The organism is Gordonia sp. X0973 (assembly GCF_013348785.1).
Classification (GTDB): Bacteria; Actinomycetota; Actinomycetes; order Mycobacteriales; family Mycobacteriaceae; genus Gordonia.
Genome location: NZ_CP054691.1, coordinates 1827237 through 1843744 on the forward strand (window position 1 = coordinate 1827237; position 16508 = coordinate 1843744).

Sequence of the window (16508 nt, forward strand, 5' to 3'; positions counted from 1 at the left end):
GGCGCCACCGGTGGGGAATACTCGACCCATGGGTGATGCAGATCCTGATCCGGCCGTACCCGTTTCCTCTGCGCAATGGCGCCCGGCGGGCACCATCGTCAGCCACCTCGAGGTGGACAAGACCGATCGCGCATTGACCGAACCCCTCCGCGAGGACATCCGCCTGCTCGGCGGGATGCTCGGCGACGTCATCCGCGAGCATTCCGGTGCCGCGACGTTCAACCTGGTCGAGGGATCGCGGCAGGCCGCCTTCGACATCCGGGAGGATGCGCTCGACCGGGATGCCCTCGCCGGCCGCTACACCGACCAGCCGGCCGCCGAACTCCTGCCCGTCGCGCGGGCGTTCTCACTCTTCGCGCTGCTGGCCAATCTCGCCGAGGACATCCACCGGGAGCGGCGGCGTTCGATCCACCTGCGTGCCGGTGACAAACCGCAGAACAGCAGCCTGGCGGCGACCTATGCGAAGCTCGCGGCGGCCGGGCTGACCAGCGAACGCGTCTCCGCTGAACTCTCCGACGCGACGGTGGTGCCGGTCATCACCGCCCACCCCACCGAGACCCGGCGGCGCACGATCTTCGACGCCCAGAACCGGATCACCGAGTTGATGCGCCTGCGCCGCCGCACCGAGCTGACCCCGGCAGAGGAGGAGGCGGCCCTGGCCGCCATCCGACGCCAGATCCTCACGATGTGGCAGACCGCGCTGATCCGCCTCGACCGCCTGAGCATCCTCGACGAGATCGCCGCCGGCTTGCGGTATTACGACGCCACCTTCTTCGACGTCGTGCCGCGGATCAACAACGAGACCCGCGGCGCCCTGTGCGCCGCCTATCCCGACGCCGGGCTGGAGAATGCCCCGCTCATCCGGATGGGATCATGGATCGGCGGCGACCGCGACGGGAACCCGTTCGTCACCGGTGACGTGGTCGCGACGGCCACCTCGTCGGCCGCCCGGATGGCCTTCGCGCACCACCTCGCCGAGTGCACCGCGCTCGCACAGGAGCTCAGCATGTCCGAACGGCTGATCACCGTTCCCTCCGGTCTGGCCGATCTCGCCGCAACGGCGGCGGGGGCTTCGGCCGACGAGCCGTTCCGCGCCGCGCTGCAGGTGATCCGCGAGCGGCTGTCGACGACGGCGTTGGCCCGTCTCGGACCGTCGGCGGCCTCCCTGCCGCATCTGATCGAGAGCGATCGCGCCCCCTACGACGGCAAGGAGTCGTTGCGCACCGACCTCGACGTCATCGACGCGGCCCTGCGCGCGAACGCCGACGACGACATCGCCGACGACCGGCTGCTGCGCCTGCGGGAAGGCGTCCGGGTATTCGGGTTCAACCTGTCCGGTCTGGATATGCGGCAGAACTCCGAGATGCACGAGACGGTCGTCGCCGAACTGTTGGCCTGGGCGGGTGTGCACGAGGACTATCTCTCACTGGCGGAGGAGGACCGTGTCGCCGTCCTGACGCGGGAACTGCGGTCCCGGCGGCCGTTGACCGGGCCGGAGGCCGAGCTCAGCGAACTCGCCGTCAAGGAGTTGACGATCGTCCGGGCCGCGGCGACCGCGATCGAGACCTTCGGACCCGAGTCCGTGCCCAACTACGTGATCAGCATGTGTACCTCGGTCAGCGACATGCTCGAGGCGCTGATCCTGCTGAAGGAGGCCGGTCTCTACGACGCCGGCGGCGGGGAGGGCGCCCGGAGCGCGCTGCGCGTCGTCCCGTTGTTCGAGACCATCGAGGACCTGCAACAGGGAGCCGCGACGATCCTGGCGGCGCTGGACGTGCCGCTGTACCGCCAGGTCGTCGAGGGCCAGCAGAACATGCAGGAGGTCATGCTCGGCTACTCCGACTCGAACAAGGACGGCGGATACCTGGCGGCGAACTGGGCGTTGTACCGCGGCGAACTCGACCTGGTCGAGGCGGCGAAGCGCGCCGGTGTCCGGCTGCGGCTGTTCCACGGCCGCGGCGGGACGGTCGGCCGCGGCGGCGGGCCCAGCTACGAGGCCATCCTCGCCCAACCTCCCGGGGCGGTGCAGGGCTCGCTGCGGATCACCGAGCAGGGCGAGATCATCGCGGCGAAGTATGCCGAGCCGGTTTCGGCCCACCGCAACCTCGAGACCATCCTCGCCGCCACCATCGAGTCGTCGCTGCTCGACGTGGAGGGGCTCGGCGACGACTCCGAGCGCGCCTACTCGATTCTCGACGACCTCGCCGCGCGTGCCCGCACCGCCTACGGCGACCTGGTCCACCGGACCAACGGATTCGTCGAATACTTCACCACGTCGACGCCGCTCTCGGAGATCGGGGAACTCAACATCGGCAGCCGTCCGGCGTCGCGTAAGCAGACCAAGCAGATCTCCGACCTGCGGGCCATCCCGTGGGTGCTGTCGTGGAGCCAGTCGCGCGTCATGCTGCCCGGCTGGTACGGGACGGGCACCGCCTTCGCCGAGTGGATCGGCGACGACGACGGATCGGCCGGGCGGCTCGAGACGCTGCGCGACTACAACCGGCGCTGGCCCTTCTTCGCCAGTGTCATGTCGAATATGGCGCAGGTGCTCGCCAAGTCCGATATGGGTGTCGCGCACCGGTACTCCCAGCTGGTGCCCGACGCGGCGCTGCGCGACCGCGTCTTCGGCCGGATCGTCGCCGAGCACGAGTTGACGATCGCCATGCACGCCCTGATCACGGACTCCGACGACCTCCTCGCCGACAACCCGGCGCTCAAGCGCTCGGTCTACAACCGCTTCCCCTACCTGGAGCCGCTGAACCTGCTGCAGGTCGAACTCCTGCGCCGCTACCGCGCCGGAGACGACAGCCGCGAGGTCCGCCGGGGCATCCTGATCACGATGAACGGACTGGCCACCGCGCTGCGCAACAGTGGCTAGGTATCCGGATCGGTCTCGGCTTCCGACGGCCGGTTAGGCTCGCAGTATGTCGTCTACGAGTGGTAACAAGACCGCGCTGGTCACCGGCGCCTCGTCGGGTATCGGGCTGGAGGTCGCGCGGGAACTGGACCGCCGCGGCTACCGGGTGATCGGCACCAGCCGCAACCCGGACGCCCTCGCCGCCGCCGACCGGCTGCCCGGCGTCGAATACGTTGCCCTTGACCTGGCCGACCGGGAGTCCATCAGCAAGTGTGCCGAGGCAGTGGGCGACGTCGACATCGTCGTGCACAACGCGGGGGAGAGCCAGTCCGGGCCGTTGGAGGAGTTGCCCGACGACGCCGTGGACCGTCTGTTCCAGACCAACGTGTTCGGTGCCGTGCAACTGACCCAGCGCCTGTTGCCGCATATGCGCGAGCAGCACTACGGCCGCGTCATCACCGTGGGATCGATGTTGGCGAGCTTTCCGCTGGCACACCGGGGTTCCTACTGCGCGGCCAAGGCGGCGCTCAAGGGGTTCGCCCTCTCCGCCCGTCAGGAGCTCTCGCCGTTCGGGGTCTGGGTTTCCCATGTGGAACCGGGATCGATCGCCACCGGGATCGGGACGCGCCGTACCCACTACATCGCCGACGACTCGCCCTATCGCGACGACTACGACACGATGATTGCCAATCTCGACGCGAATGAACAGGCCGGAATCTCACCGGCGAAGGTGGCGAAGACGATCGTCGCGGCGATCGAGGCCGACCCGCCGAAGGAGTTCTACGCCGTCGGGTCGAACGCGCCACTCGTCTTCACCCTGAAACGCCTGGTCCCGCGCCGCGTGGTCACCACGATGGTGGCACGCCGGCACGGGCTCAAGCGCTAGGTCCGCTACTCGCCCGACTTGTCGTCGTCGGCTTTGCGGACGTCGGCGCCCTGGCTCCCGGTGACCTTGTCGCCCAGATCGGCGAGCAGTCCGGCGATGTCGAGACCGGTGGTACCCCGGATGACCTCCAGACCACCGGCCAGCCCCGACCCGGCGCCGCGGGTCAGCGGGTCCACCGAGTCACCGACCAGGGTGATGCTGGCCTCCGAGAGCGGCTCCGCTGCGGCGCGGACGATCTCCGGCAGCTTGGAGAGCACCAGCTCCAGCTGACCGACCTGGTCGAGCTTGCCGAGCGCCTCGGCACGCATCTCCAGGGCCTGCGCCTCGGCCTCACCGGTGATCCGGATGCCGGCGGCACGCGCCTCCGCCTCCGCGGTGATCTCGGCTTTCTTCGCCTCGGCCCGCTGCTGCGCGGCGTACAGCTCGGCCTCGGCCGGGCGGCGGACCTCGGCGTCGAGTTCGGTGTCGCGGAGGATAGCCCGCTGTGCGGCGACCTCGTTGTCCTTCTCCACCTGGACGCGGCGACGCTCGGCCTCGACGAGCGGGCGCACGGCGTCGGCCTCTGCGGATGCGCGGTCGGTGGCCTGCCGGGCCGTCTCGCGCTGGATGTCGAGCTCGCGCTGCTGCTCGATGATGGCCTGCTCGTTCTCGATGCGGCTCTGCTCGGCGACGCGGTGTGCGATGGCGCGCGACTGGGCCGCGATGGCCGACTGGTCGGAGCGCTCCTTGGCGGCCAGGTCGCTGAAGTACTGGCCGTCGGAATCCTGGACGTCGTTGATGGAGAAGCTGTCCAGGACCAGCCCCTGGTTGGCCAGGATCTCCTTGATCGACTGGGCCACCTGGTCGACGAGCTGCTGGCGGTCGACGAGGATGCTCTTGGCGGTCATGGTGCCGACGATGGACCGCAGCTCACCGGAAAGCTGCTCGGTGACCAGCGAGTTGATCCGCATGAGGTCGTCGCCGAAACGGGGGCCGGCCTTGAGGATGTCCTCGGGGGTGTCGCCGACCTTGACGACGGCCACGCCGCGGACCTTCAGCTCGATGCCGTCGTTGGCGGGCGTCGAGGTGTCCAGGTCGGCCTTCACCGACGACAGCTGCACGCGCGTGGCCTTCTGGACGACGGGGAGCACGAACGTACCCGTACCGCGGTAAACCTTGCCCTGGTGGCCCTTGCCGGTACCGGTGACGATGAACGCCTCCTCGGCGCCGGGCACGCGGTACCGCGACAACAGCAGGATGACGAAGATGACGATCAGGACGACGGCAATACCGATCGCCGGGATCAGTGTCGACATGGTGGTGGGATTCCTTTCTAGGAAACATCCGGTTGGTCGTAGGGGAGGCGTTCGACGTGATACGCCGTGCGGCCCTCCATCTGGTTGGTGATGCGCACGTAGTCGCCCAGGACGTAGCTCTCGTCGGCGGCGATGGAGATCTGGCGGGTGCCGATCTCGGTCTTGACCTCCCCGGTGCCGAGACGTCCCGGCCCGACGGGTTCGACGACGCGCACGTGCGCGCCGATCAGGTCGACGCTGGGCAGTTCGGTTCCCTGCTTCAGCAGGTAGGACAGGAGGAACCCGGCGATCACGGCCAGGACGAGGCCCAGGGCCGCGCCGGCGGCGAGCGCGGGCAGGGCCGGCACGTCGCGCAGCACCATCAGCCCGCCGGACAGCAGGCCGAACCCGGTCACGAACGGGGTGAGCAGCGACAACAGGCCGACGCCGGAGTCGCCGACGTCGAATCCCAGGTGCAGATCGGCCGCGATGTCGAGGTCCACGCCGACGAGGGACAACAGTGTCAGGACGAGGCCGACCAAGCCGATGATCAGGAGGACGGTCCCCAGCACGTGCTGCCCTTCGGTGGAGTCGATTTGTCTGGTTCCAACCTATCCGACGTAGGCGGCCAAGTGCGCTCCGGTGAGCGTATCGGCGTCGGCGACCATCGCGGCGGGCGTGCCCTCGAAGACGATCCGCCCGCCGTCGTGTCCGGCACCCGGGCCGAGGTCGATGATCCAGTCGGCATGCGCCATCACGGCTTGGTGGTGCTCGATGACGATGACGGACTTGCCGCCGTCGACGAGTCGGTCGAGGAGGGCGAGGAGGTTCTCGACGTCGGCCAGGTGCAGGCCGGTCGTCGGCTCGTCGAGGACGTAGACCGTGGCCTTCTCACCCATCTGCGCCGCGAGCTTGAGCCGTTGGCGCTCACCGCCGGACAGCGTGGTCAGCGGCTGTCCGATGCGCAGATAGCCGAGCCCGACGTCGACGAGTCGCCGCAAGATCTTGTGCGCCGGCGGCGTCTTGGCCTCGGCCGCACCGTCGACCTCGCCGCCGAAGAAGGCCTCGGCCTGCGCCACCGACATCCCCAGGACCTCGCTGATGTCGCGTCCGCCGAGCTTGTACTCGAGCACTTGGGCCTGGAATCGCTTCCCGCCGCAGTCCTCACAGGGACTGGCCACCCCGGCCATCGTCACGAGGTCGGTGTAGATGACACCGGCGCCCTTGCACACCGGGCAGGCCCCCTCCGAGTTGGGGCTGAACAGGGCGGGTTTGACCCCGTTGGCCTTCGCGAAGGCTTTGCGCACCGGTTCGAACAGGCCGGTATAGGTGGCGGGGCTGGACCGACGGGAGCCGCGGATCGCGGTCTGGTCGACGAAGACGACGTCGTCGCTCGGTTTGATCGAGCCGTGGATCAGGGAGCTCTTCCCCGATCCCGCGACACCGGTCACGACGGTGAGGACGCCCAGCGGCACGTCGACGTCCACGTCGTCGAGGTTGTTGGTCGACGCGCCCCGGATCTCCAGCGCCGTCGACGACGGGCGGACCGCGGTCTTCAGCCGGGCACGGTCGTCGAGGTGGCGACCGGTGAGCGTCCCGCTGGCGCGTAATCCGTCGACGGACCCCTCGTAGGAGATCTCGCCGCCGTCGGTGCCCGCGCCGGGACCCAGGTCGACGATGTGATCGGCGATCGCGATGGTCTCCGGCTTGTGTTCGACGACGAGGACGGTGTTGCCCTTGTCGCGCAACTGGCACAGGAGTTCGTTCATCCGGTCGATGTCGTGCGGATGCAGCCCCACGGTCGGCTCGTCGAATACGTAGGTGATGTCGGTGAGGGCCGAGCCGAGGTGGCGGACCATCTTGATCCGCTGAGCCTCGCCGCCGGAGAGGGTGCCGGTGGGGCGTTCCAGCGAGAGGTAGCCCAAGCCGATCTGTGTGAACGCGGCCAGGGTTTCGCGGAGAACGGTCAGCAGGGGGGCGACGGACTCGTCGTGGAGATCGTCGACCCACGCGGCCAGGTCGCTGATCTGCATGGCGCAGGCGTCGGCGATGCTGATGCCCTTGATCTTCGAGGAGCGGGCCGGCTTGTCGAGCCGGGTGCCGTCGCAGTCCGGACAGGTGGCGAAGGCGACCGCGCGATCGACGAATGCCCGGATGTGGGGCTGCATCGACTCCGGGTCCTTGGAGAGCATCGACTTCTGGATGCGCGGGATCAGCCCTTCGTAGTTGACGTTGATGCCGTCGATCTTGATCCGGGTCTGCGGTTTGTTCAGGAGGTCGTCGAGTTCGCGGGCGCTGAAGTCCTTGATCGGTTTGTCGGGGTCGAAGAAGCCCGAGCCGCGATAGATGCGGCCGTACCAGCCGTCCATCGTGTATCCGGGGATGGTCAGGGCGCCCTCGGACAGCGACTTCTCGTCGTCGTAGAGCGCGGTGAGGTCGATGTCGGAGACCGACCCCATGCCCTCGCACCGCGGGCACATCCCACCCGTGCGGGTGAAACTGACTTTCTCCGCACGGCTGGCCGTGCCCTTCTCGACCTTCACCGCGCCCGACGCGGAGACCGACGGGATGTTGAAGGAGAAAGCCGACGACGCACCGATATACGGTTTGCCGAGACGGCTGAAGAGGATGCGCAGCATCGCGTTCGCGTCGGTGATGGTGCCGACGGTCGAGCGCGGGTTGGAGCCGATGCGCTCCTGGTCGACGATGATTGCCGTGGTGAGTCCGTCGAGGACGTCGACGTCGGGTCGCGACAGGGACGGCATGAAGCCCTGGACGAATGCGCTGTACGTCTCGTTGACGAGTCGTTGCGACTCGGCCGCGATGGTGCCGAAGACCAGGGAGCTCTTGCCTGACCCGGATACGCCGGTGAAGACCGTCAGGCGGCGCTTGGGCAGCTCGACGCTGACATCGCGCAGGTTGTTGACGCGGGCGCCGACGACACGGATGAGGTCGTGGGAATCGGCGGGGTGGGTGTCGGGCATGGAGGTCCTATTCGTCGGTGGTGGGGGAGTCGGGGGAATCGAGACGGGCGGCGATCCCGTCGAGGATGAGGTCGAGGCCGAAGCGGTACGCGTAGTCGGCGTCGCGGGCCGCTCCCTGGGCCTCGCCGGCCGCGGCGCCGACTCGGGAGGCCAGGGGGAAACGCGCCTCGATGCCGAGCACGGCGAGTTTGGCGCCCTCGCGTTCCCACCATTGCGCGGGGTCTTCCTGCGCACGTTCCCGGCCGGCGGCCACGATTGAGCGGGCATTGGCGCGCGCATAGTCGTGGATCAGGGTGAGGACCGCGTCCTTCTCGACGTCGGACAGGCCCAAGGACTCGACGACGCCCAGCTCGTGCTCGTACTTGGCCAGCGTGCCGGGACCGAGGATCTCGCGCTCGGATTCCAATTCGGCCATCCACGGATGTGCGAGGAACAGGGTCAGGTTGTCGTGCGCGATCACCGCGAGCTGACCGCGCCACGGTTCCGGTAGAGGGTCGTGGGCCATGTCGGCGCGGACGTCGTCGGCCATGAGCGTGACGAGTTGATCCCGACTCTCGACGTAGGAATACAGCGACATCACCGGGATGCCCAGGTCCGTGGCGACGTCCCGCAGGGAGAACGACGACCCGACCCGGTCGGCGACGGTGATCGCCGTGTCGACGATCTGATCCGTGTCGTACTTGGGTGGTCGGCCCCGTCGCGTCGCGGAGACCTCGCGTCGCCACAGGAGATCGATGGTGTCCACTGCCCTCCTTGATTTTCGTATGATGTACGTGTAGTAATTACCGTACAGCATACGATAAATGGTATCGGTACGCCATACGGAAAGGGTTTGCTATGCAGATTACCTCGACCGCCATCTCGCTCAACGTCGACGACCCCGGCGCGTCGGCGGCGTTCTTGGCCGACCACATCGGGCACCGGGTGGCCATGGAGGCCGATGGGTTCGTGTCGTTGGAACATCCGGATGGTGGGCCGAACGTCATCTACCTCAAGACCGGCTTGGCGACATTCAAACCAAAGACGCTGGCCGGTAGTGCAGGAGAGGGGTTGTTGCTGGTGTTCGTGGTCGACGACGTCGACACGAGCTTCGCGACGATGCGCGACGCCGGGGCCGCGGTGGTCACGGAACCGGAGACGGAGCCCTGGGGGGAGCGTTACTGCCAGTTCCGCGACCCGAACGGCATCGTCGTCCAGCTCGTCCAGTGGGTTTAGAACGGCCGGTCTCCACATACGACGAACCGCCCGCGCCGATGTGAGGTCGGGCGGGCGGTTCCTCGCAGTTGCCTACTATTTTCTGCCGGTGACCAGTCCGACGATCCATAGCAGGATCACCGATCCTGCGATGGCGGTGAACAGGGTGAACCACCAGCCGCCACCAGCGGTGTCGACGAAAAAGCTCAGCAGGAAACCGCCGATGAGGGCGCCGACGATTCCGATGACGATGTTCATCAGAATGCCGGAGCCGCCGCCCTTGACGATCTTGCCCGCGATCCAGCCCGCGAGCGCGCCGATGATGATGTAGCCGATCCAGCCGACTTGCTGGCTCATGGTCGTTGAACGCGCGAGAATCTCTGTGGCCTCAAACGTGGTCACTACGGTCTCCCTTCACAGTCACTCCCGACGGTCGGGGTATCTTCACCGTGGCACATCGGCGGGGCTTTGTCTGCACAAAGAATCCCGCGGATCGTCGCCGCCCCTGGAGTGCTGTGTCTTCGCGCAGGTCAGATGGCTATAGCGGGCTTTCTGTGCGGGTGAGAGTTAAGGTCTCAATATGGCCAAGCGCATCCTCAACGTCGTCACGAACGTCGCTCATTACGACGAGCCGACTCATCCGACCGGGCTGTGGCTTTCCGAACTCACCCACGCCTGGCACGTCTTCGACGACGCCGGCTACGAGCAGACGCTGGTGAGCCCGGCCGGGGGAGAGGTACCCCTGGAACCGCGCTCCCTGACCTTCCCCAACTACGACAAGACCGCGAAGGCGTGGCGGTCGGACCCGGCGAAGATGGCGCTGTTAGAGAAGACGTCGAGCCCCGACGAAGTGGATGCCTCCGATTTCGACGCCATCTACTTCACCGGCGGTCACGCCGTGATGTACGACTTCACCGACAGCGGGGGACTGCAGCGCATCACGCGCGAGATATTCGAGAACGGCGGCATCGTCTCCTCGGTCTGTCACGGCTACTGCGGACTGCTCAACACGAAGCTCTCCGACGGGTCGTACCTGATCGCCGGGCGGAAGATGACCGGGTTCTCCTGGCGAGAGGAGAAGCTCGCCAAGGTCGACGAGCTGGTTCCCTACAACGCCGAACAGGTCGCGAAGGATCGGGGAGCGCGATACGAGAAGGCGCTGCTGCCCTTCGTCTCCTACGTCGTGGTCGACGGGCGACTGGTCACCGGTCAGAATCCCGGATCGGCGAAGGCAACGGCCAAGAAGGTCGTCGCCGGCCTGTCGTGAGTGATGCATTCGCCGACGAGGCCCACCGACAGTCCGGACTTGTGGCCCGGGCCGACGCAGGCACCGACGATCAGGAGTTCATCGAATCGGTTGCGATCTCATGGGACGAGGGTGAGTGAATTGCGGTGAGGTCTGGACCGTGGCGGTAGGCGTGTACGCGACGAGGCCTCGTCCTGCGGCAACATCATGATCGACAAGCTCACCGCGGTTCGGCGATCGAGTGTTCACGAACGTCTGGGGCGGCTCACCGCGCAAGAGGTAGTCGAGATGGAACGAGCCATGATGGCCTTCCTCGGTTTGGCACGCTGAGGCTCACGCCCAGAAGATGAGCGTTCCCAGAACTAGCCCCCAACGCGCGGAATGAGGTCTAGGGTCAGGCCCGGTGCGCCAAACAGCCACCACTCGTCTACCTCGCAGTAAGCGTCCGAGAGGAACAATCCACCATGAGGAAACTCGCGAAGAGCACCACTGCAGTCATCGTCGGCCTGTCCGCCGTCGGGCTGATCGCTTCCGGCTGTACCAAGGATGACGCCAAAGACGCGGCCAATGCGGCGTCGAATGCCGTGTCGTCGGCCGTGGCCGGCGCCGAGTCCGCAGCGGGTCAGATGACCGCGACGGCCCCCTCCGAGGTGAAGGTGCCCGGCGAGCGCGGCATGGAGGTCACGCTGAGCGGTCCGCTCGCGGCGAAGTACGCATCGGCCACCGAGGCGCAGAAGAAGGACCTCGGCATGCCGCTTACGGGTGACCACAACGGGGAGAAGCGCGAGAGCGGCGTGGTATTCCAGCAGTTCCAGGGCGGTGTGATCATCGCCAAGAATGATGATCCGGGAACTCCGGCCTACATCGTCTGGGGCAAGATCCGCGACGCATGGAATGTCGACCGCAACGCCGAGGGCGTTCCGGCGACCGACGGGAAGAACGGTTCGGCCGGCCCGCTGGGCGTCGCGACCAGCGATGAGACCACCAACGGTGACATGAAGGAATCGACCTTCGAGCACGGCAAGATCACCTACGACACCAAGACGCATAAGGTTGCGGTGACCGTCAACGGCAAGGAAGTGGAGTCGGGCCTCAAGTAGGCTTCGGATTTCTCCTCCACTGGGCGCCAGCCGATTCGGCTGGCGCCCAGTGCATTTGGCCGGGTAAGTGTGTGCGTCCTTGCTGGACAATCTTCTTGCCGGCCTGATTGCATGACGTCATGGCCGATTCCCCAGCAACGCATTCGGATGAGCCGCACGCCCCCGGTACCGGAGCGAAACTGAATTGGTTGCGCGCCGGTGTGCTCGGTGCGAACGACGGCATCGTCTCGACCGCCGGCATCGTCGTCGGTGTGGCCGCCGCCACGGTGGAGCGTGCGCCGATCCTCACCGCCGGCATCGCGGGTCTCGCGGCCGGTGCGGTGTCGATGGCGCTGGGCGAGTACGTATCGGTGAGCACCCAGCGGGACACCGAGAAGGCGCTGCTGGACAAGGAACGTGGCGAGCTGCGGGACATGCCCGAAGAAGAGTTCAGCGAACTCGTCGCCATCTACGAGGCCAAGGGACTCTCGGGGGAGACCGCCCGCCAGGTCGCCGTCGAACTCACCGAACATGATGCATTCGCCGCCCATGCCGAGGCCGAGTTGGGGATCGACCCGGAGGAACTCACCAACCCCTGGCAGGCCGCCATCTCGTCCGCGGTGTCGTTCACGGTGGGCGCGCTGCTGCCGCTGTTGGCGATCGTGCTGCTCCCGGCGAACCTGCGCATACCGCTGACCTTCGTCATCGTCTGCGTGGCGCTCGCGCTGACCGGATGGATCAGCGCGGTGGTCGGCAAGGCAGACGTGCCGAAAGCGGTCCTGCGGGTAACCGCCGGCGGCGCGATCGCCATGGCCGTCACCTACGGCATCGGTTTGCTCGTGGGGCACGCCGTCGGTTGACGAGGGGCGATCCGATGTCGGATCGGTGGCCGGGGAGCGGCCTGCCGGTCGATGCCACCGGGTGAGTATCCCAAGCTAGAGTTTAGTTGACATAATGTATCTTATCGGCACTATGGTTGGGCGCGCCCACTAGGAGGTCAACCCGGTCCATGGGTTGCCGTCCTGTCCGATCCAGGACTTGTTGACAGTATTCCGCGACTGCCTGACAGTCAGCCGACTGTCGCAGTCTTTTCGCGATCACTAATGGCGTCACGTCCGTGACGCGGCTGTCGGCTTGTTCGCGCCAGTTGCTGGCGCCGGCCACGGTGGCGCCGGGCTATTCGACGCTCGTTCCGCCGCTTCCCATCACTCCTAGACTCCCTGTCGGCTCGCTCTATTACGTCACTGTGACGCAATGAGCGCCTTGGAGCCCCGCACCACCGAACGCCTCGCGCAGCACTGAGCGCCCCGTCAGGCGTCGTCACGGATCGCGCCTCACAGTCGGGAGTACCTGTACGCGTTGCGAATGTTCTGAGTGAAGTACCGCCCCACGCTGCTCGCTCCTACCAACTCTTGATACGCGGCGGCCGGAACATCGAAGTACTGATACAAAGATCCGTTTTTGAACTCGACTTCAAGGGTCATGCTTTGCTCGTCGTACCCAACAGAGTTGAGGTTCGTGCTCGAAACAGCGATTCGCTCCACAGGACCCTTCCCTTTCCTTGGCTATCAGGATAGGTAGGGCAAAGGAAACGCCGAAAGCATCGGGAACCTCAGCAGCCACAAGGCCATTACGTCACTGTGGCGTAATGGCGATCAGGGCTCACTCGAGCAGTCCTTGGCCGAGGAACTGCCCCTGCGCGATTCCGGGCGGGATGGCGAAGACGGCCGAGCCGATCGGAGTCGTCCAGGTGTTGAGCGCGTCTGCCTGCGCCAACCGTTGCTGTACCGGCAGGAACTGTGCGTCTATGTCGCGCTGATAGGCGACGAAGATCAAGCCAGCATCGGTAGTCGTCCCGGGCCCCGGCGGATCGTCGTAGTTGTACGAGCGCCGCAGGAACCGTTCCGACGGGTTGCGGTGATGGGCGCGGGCGATGTGGGCGTTGGGCGGGATGACCGTGATCCCTTCGGACGTTCGCGTGAAGTCCGGATCGTCGTGCTCATCGGTGCCGGTAAGGGGCGCACCAGTGTCCTGACGCCGTCCCATCACCAAGTCGCGCTCGCCGTCGTCGACCTTGTCCCACGTGTCCAACGACATCCGGATGCGCCGGAGCGCCATCGTCGTCCCGCCGACGAACCATGGCAGCGACGGATCGTCGGCCCAGACTACCGAGTCGAGATCCATACCAGCTTGCGGGTTGACGGTGCCGTCGCGCTGGCCCATGAGGTTGCGCATCGTCGTTCCCGACGGATGTGTCCCGACAGCGCTGCGGAAGCCTTGCTGGGTCCACCGGACCGTGGCGATGGTCCGCACATTCTTGAGTAGGACGCGAACCGCATGCGCGAGGCTCACCGGATCGTCGGAGGCGACGTGCAGCAGCAGGTCACCTCCGCTCCAGCGGTCTTCCAACCGGTCGATGGAAAATCCGGGAAGCGGCCGCACCGACAATGGCCGTCGACGTGCCCGATCGACCCGGTCGAAAAAGGTCGGGCCAAAGCCGACGGTCACGGTCAGTCGGGCCGGTGAGGCGGCCAAGTCGGGTTCGGTGTCGGCCAACGCCGCCCGACCCCCGGTCAGTCGTGCCGCGTCGGCCGTCCAGAGCTTGAGCAGGGAACGGGCCTCGTCGGCACCGCTCCCCTGCCGCAGGTCCAACGCGATGAACCTCGCGTGGGCCTGCGGCTCCGTCTCGATTCCGGCTTGGTGCGGGCCGAAGAACGGCTCGGTGTCGCCACCGGTGATCGCGGCGGATCGCGCCGTGTCTACCGCGCCGACCACCGCCGCCCCGATGCCGGTCGCGCCGACCACGGCTGCTCCGCCCGCGAGAAGTCGCCGCCGGCTGAGCCTCAGCCTGGCGGTATTCGGATCCGTCATCTCAGCGGTGGTAGTTCTCGTCGGCCCCCGGGAAATCGCGGACCTGTGCGGTGAACGTGGTTTTCGATCCATCGGACAGCTTGAGCTGGATCTTCACATCCTTACCGGGTGTTATCGCGTTCACCAGATTGAAGAGCATCAGGTGGTCGCCGCCCGGCTTGAGGGTGACCGATCCGTGGGCGGGGATGACCAGACCGTCCTTCTTCTGCTGCATCATCGACTCGCCGGACTGACTCGTGACGACCTCGTGGATCTCCATCCGCATGGCGGCCGGCGACTCGGCGCTCACGATGTGGGCCGACGAGCCACCGTCATTGGCGATCGTCGCAAACGCCGCCGTCATCCCCGAGGGCGCGGCCTTGACCCACGGATCGGTGATGTGGAGGTCACTGGCCGGAGCAGTCTTGTCGGAGGAACCGCAGCCGGCCAGCAGCGCCGCGGCGGTGACGCTGGTGATGACGGCGGCGACGAGACGACCGGGACGACGGCCGGCTGAAATGGGTTGCGCTACTGAGGTGGTGGACATGGTTGATTCTCCTTGTAGTCAGTTGTTGCTGTGGGCGATGATGCCGGCGTTCCCGGTGGTGACGATTGCGACCACCACGACGGCGACTGCGACGACGCACGCCACCGTCGCCCAGCGGATCGGAGCCTGGGCATCGGTCGGCGCGCCGACCTCGGTCCGAGAGCGGCGCAGTGGACGGGCCACCCGGTAGGCGAGCAGCGCGAGGACCGGCAACTGCGCCAGCCACAGCGTCGGGCGCACCCAACCGTTCTCCGACACATCCGCGCCGACGAGCAGTGTGTGCCAGAGCGAGAGGATGTAGACGAGCAGCGAGAACCGATGCAGGTATCGCCAGGTCGACGGCCCGATCCAGCGGCGCAGATAGTAGGTCGGCCCCAACAGCACGGAGAGGTAGAGGGCGACGATGCCGACGGAATAGCCCCACGGGGCCCACACCTGCTTGCCGGGTACGAAGACCGAGAGCCATGTGTCCCCCATCGCGTCGTAGACGGTCATCACCGCGTGCACGACCACCAGTGCGAGGACGAGCAACGAGACCTGACGGTGGAAACGGTCGATTTGCGCCCGCGTCAGCGGGAGCCAACCGATCGGTTTCCCCGAGTCGAGCAGTCCCAGCATGACGCTGATCCAGGACCAGATCAACGCGGCGACGCCGGTGGCCATGATGATCGGGACCGCCCAGTAGACATCCATGTCGTGCATGGGCATCCAAGGCATCCCCTTCGCCTCGGCGCTGCGTCCCTGGGACTGCAGGTGATAGTCCCAGAAGTAGAACGGGAGGACCGTCGCCGATCCCAAGAGTGCGACGAGGGCGGCCGACCCCGCCGTGGTGCGACGTCGACGACGGTGGGGTGTGGCTGAGGTGGGCGGCGGTGCCGTTGATTCCGCCGACACCACGGAGGTGGGCGGCGCAGTTGATGTGGACATGACGGATTCGCTTTCGGAGGTGGCGCGCGATGCGCTCGAATACCCGCCGTCCGTTGGTGGACGCGGGTGAGGTGAACGGGGTGTTCGCCGACCGGCGCGTGACGCTAGGCCGCGGCGACGACGAGCGGCGGACCGCGTCCCGGCGGTCGGCCGGTGAGCAGGAACTCGCGAAGAGCGGTTGTGCCGTGGAAGACCGGCACCCGGCGTGCCCCGGGCTCGGGGGGAAGGGCGAGTACGCGGTCGACCCACCGGCGCATCGAGGAGACGACCAGGGCCACGAGGCGCTCGGCGGACCACAAGCCCAATCCGACGGCCACGGCGGTCACGGTGTGCGCCATCACCATCGGCAGTGTCAGTGCCGAGATTTGGCAGTGCGGCGTCATACCGGTGAGCAGCAGGTGCGCGATCAACTGGCCCAGCCACAGCTGCGCGACGAGGACCGGGAGTCGTCCGGTCCGGTGCGCGGCGAACAAGCCGATCGTCGCACCGAAACATACGAGGAGCACCAGCGACGCGGACGAGGGCAACTCGCCGCCGCCGGTGCTGTGCGCCGCGACGGCGGCACCGGCACACACCAATCCGACGACTGCTCCGCGCAGGCGCGCCATCGGGCTGGACAAGTCCATTGTTAGAGGATAGCCCCGCGGATCGCCGGTGCCCGGGT

Annotated in this window: 17 protein-coding genes; 7 read left to right on the forward strand and 10 right to left on the reverse strand. The window is 66.9% G+C overall.

Annotated features, from left to right (window positions below; translation table 11 throughout):
* Positions 1-28: 28 nt before the first annotated feature.
* Positions 29-2878 (forward strand): phosphoenolpyruvate carboxylase, encoded by a 2850-nt coding sequence (gene ppc / locus HUN08_RS08975; protein ID WP_124246383.1) that lies wholly within the window; start codon positions 29-31, stop codon positions 2876-2878.
* A gap of 46 nt (positions 2879-2924) precedes the next feature.
* Positions 2925-3743 (forward strand): SDR family oxidoreductase, encoded by an 819-nt coding sequence (locus tag HUN08_RS08980; protein ID WP_124246384.1) that lies wholly within the window; start codon positions 2925-2927, stop codon positions 3741-3743.
* Positions 3744-3748: 5 nt separating this feature from the next.
* Here the strand turns inward: HUN08_RS08980 and HUN08_RS08985 are convergent, their stop codons facing one another.
* Genes HUN08_RS08985 through HUN08_RS09000 form a run of 4 tightly spaced genes read right to left on the reverse strand, consistent with a single transcriptional unit; the run spans position 3749 to position 8746 of the window.
* Complete coding sequence (locus HUN08_RS08985; protein ID WP_124246385.1) at positions 3749-5038, reverse strand: flotillin family protein; 1290 nt, start codon at positions 5036-5038, stop codon at positions 3749-3751.
* Positions 5039-5055: 17 nt separating this feature from the next.
* The gene (locus HUN08_RS08990; RefSeq protein ID WP_124246386.1) at positions 5056-5589 is read right to left on the reverse strand and encodes a hypothetical protein; all 534 of its coding nucleotides are present in this window, start codon (positions 5587-5589) and stop codon (positions 5056-5058) included.
* Positions 5590-5628: 39 nt separating this feature from the next.
* Positions 5629-8001, reverse strand: coding sequence for an excinuclease ABC subunit UvrA (locus HUN08_RS08995; protein WP_124246387.1), 2373 nt, complete (start codon positions 7999-8001; stop codon positions 5629-5631).
* A 7-nt stretch (positions 8002-8008) separates the two neighbouring features.
* Positions 8009-8746 carry a TetR/AcrR family transcriptional regulator C-terminal domain-containing protein gene (locus HUN08_RS09000; protein WP_124246388.1) on the reverse strand — a complete coding sequence of 246 codons (738 nt, stop codon included), beginning with the start codon at positions 8744-8746 and terminating at the stop codon, positions 8009-8011.
* 92 nt (positions 8747-8838) lie between these two features.
* Between HUN08_RS09000 and HUN08_RS09005 the strand changes: the two genes are divergently transcribed.
* A complete protein-coding gene (locus HUN08_RS09005) occupies positions 8839-9216 on the forward strand; it encodes a VOC family protein (RefSeq protein ID WP_124246389.1) in 378 nt (125 codons plus the stop codon).
* Between the two features lie 75 nt (positions 9217-9291).
* Here HUN08_RS09005 and HUN08_RS09010 read toward each other — a convergent pair whose 3' ends face one another.
* Positions 9292-9597 carry a GlsB/YeaQ/YmgE family stress response membrane protein gene (locus tag HUN08_RS09010; RefSeq protein ID WP_165353435.1) on the reverse strand — a complete coding sequence of 102 codons (306 nt, stop codon included), beginning with the start codon at positions 9595-9597 and terminating at the stop codon, positions 9292-9294.
* A 178-nt stretch (positions 9598-9775) separates the two neighbouring features.
* Between HUN08_RS09010 and HUN08_RS09015 the strand changes: the two genes are divergently transcribed.
* From HUN08_RS09015 to HUN08_RS09030, 4 genes are all read left to right on the forward strand, one after another.
* Entirely contained in the window at positions 9776-10462 is a 687-nt protein-coding gene (locus HUN08_RS09015; protein ID WP_124246390.1) for a type 1 glutamine amidotransferase domain-containing protein, read from the forward strand.
* Complete coding sequence (locus HUN08_RS09020; protein WP_301546955.1) at positions 10459-10581, forward strand: antitoxin MazE-like protein; 123 nt, start codon at positions 10459-10461, stop codon at positions 10579-10581. Before HUN08_RS09015 ends, HUN08_RS09020 begins: the two co-directional genes overlap by 4 nt.
* Before the next feature lie 324 nt (positions 10582-10905).
* Positions 10906-11541 carry an LGFP repeat-containing protein gene (locus HUN08_RS09025; protein WP_124246391.1) on the forward strand — a complete coding sequence of 212 codons (636 nt, stop codon included), beginning with the start codon at positions 10906-10908 and terminating at the stop codon, positions 11539-11541.
* Positions 11542-11660: 119 nt separating this feature from the next.
* Entirely contained in the window at positions 11661-12380 is a 720-nt protein-coding gene (locus HUN08_RS09030) for a VIT family protein (protein WP_124246392.1), read from the forward strand.
* Between the two features lie 474 nt (positions 12381-12854).
* Here the strand turns inward: HUN08_RS09030 and HUN08_RS09035 are convergent, their stop codons facing one another.
* The 5 genes from HUN08_RS09035 to HUN08_RS09055 all read right to left on the reverse strand — a co-directional run bounded on the left by HUN08_RS09035 (position 12855) and on the right by HUN08_RS09055 (position 16470).
* The gene (locus HUN08_RS09035) at positions 12855-13064 is read right to left on the reverse strand and encodes a KTSC domain-containing protein (protein WP_124246393.1); all 210 of its coding nucleotides are present in this window, start codon (positions 13062-13064) and stop codon (positions 12855-12857) included.
* A gap of 118 nt (positions 13065-13182) precedes the next feature.
* Positions 13183-14391: a Dyp-type peroxidase gene (locus HUN08_RS09040; protein ID WP_124246394.1), complete on the reverse strand. Its 1209-nt coding sequence runs from the start codon at positions 14389-14391 to the stop codon at positions 13183-13185.
* Position 14392: 1 nt separating this feature from the next.
* Positions 14393-14917, reverse strand: coding sequence for a copper chaperone PCu(A)C (locus HUN08_RS09045; protein WP_124246395.1), 525 nt, complete (start codon positions 14915-14917; stop codon positions 14393-14395).
* Between the two features lie 18 nt (positions 14918-14935).
* On the reverse strand, positions 14936-15844 hold the full coding sequence (locus HUN08_RS09050) for a ferric reductase-like transmembrane domain-containing protein (protein WP_165353436.1): 909 nt from the start codon (positions 15842-15844) through the stop codon (positions 14936-14938).
* 104 nt (positions 15845-15948) lie between these two features.
* A complete protein-coding gene (locus tag HUN08_RS09055) occupies positions 15949-16470 on the reverse strand; it encodes a hypothetical protein (protein ID WP_165353437.1) in 522 nt (173 codons plus the stop codon).
* Positions 16471-16508 lie beyond the last annotated feature (38 nt).

What these genes read in the sequence shown, in the direction of transcription:
- ppc (WP_124246383.1), top strand. Translation starts at nt 29, where the DNA reads ATGGGTGATGCAGATCCTGATCCGGCCGTACCCGTTTCCTCTGCGCAA.
- HUN08_RS09005 (WP_124246389.1), top strand. Translation starts at nt 8,839, where the DNA reads ATGCAGATTACCTCGACCGCCATCTCGCTCAACGTCGACGACCCCGGC.
- HUN08_RS09050 (WP_165353436.1), bottom strand. Translation starts at nt 15,844, where the DNA reads ATGTCCACATCAACTGCGCCGCCCACCTCCGTGGTGTCGGCGGAATCA.
- HUN08_RS09045 (WP_124246395.1), bottom strand. Translation starts at nt 14,917, where the DNA reads ATGTCCACCACCTCAGTAGCGCAACCCATTTCAGCCGGCCGTCGTCCC.
- HUN08_RS09040 (WP_124246394.1), bottom strand. Translation starts at nt 14,391, where the DNA reads ATGACGGATCCGAATACCGCCAGGCTGAGGCTCAGCCGGCGGCGACTT.
- HUN08_RS09015 (WP_124246390.1), top strand. Translation starts at nt 9,776, where the DNA reads ATGGCCAAGCGCATCCTCAACGTCGTCACGAACGTCGCTCATTACGAC.
- HUN08_RS09030 (WP_124246392.1), top strand. Translation starts at nt 11,661, where the DNA reads ATGGCCGATTCCCCAGCAACGCATTCGGATGAGCCGCACGCCCCCGGT.
- HUN08_RS09055 (WP_165353437.1), bottom strand. Translation starts at nt 16,470, where the DNA reads ATGGACTTGTCCAGCCCGATGGCGCGCCTGCGCGGAGCAGTCGTCGGA.
- HUN08_RS09025 (WP_124246391.1), top strand. Translation starts at nt 10,906, where the DNA reads ATGAGGAAACTCGCGAAGAGCACCACTGCAGTCATCGTCGGCCTGTCC.
- HUN08_RS08995 (WP_124246387.1), bottom strand. Translation starts at nt 8,001, where the DNA reads ATGCCCGACACCCACCCCGCCGATTCCCACGACCTCATCCGTGTCGTC.
- HUN08_RS08980 (WP_124246384.1), top strand. Translation starts at nt 2,925, where the DNA reads ATGTCGTCTACGAGTGGTAACAAGACCGCGCTGGTCACCGGCGCCTCG.
- HUN08_RS08985 (WP_124246385.1), bottom strand. Translation starts at nt 5,038, where the DNA reads ATGTCGACACTGATCCCGGCGATCGGTATTGCCGTCGTCCTGATCGTC.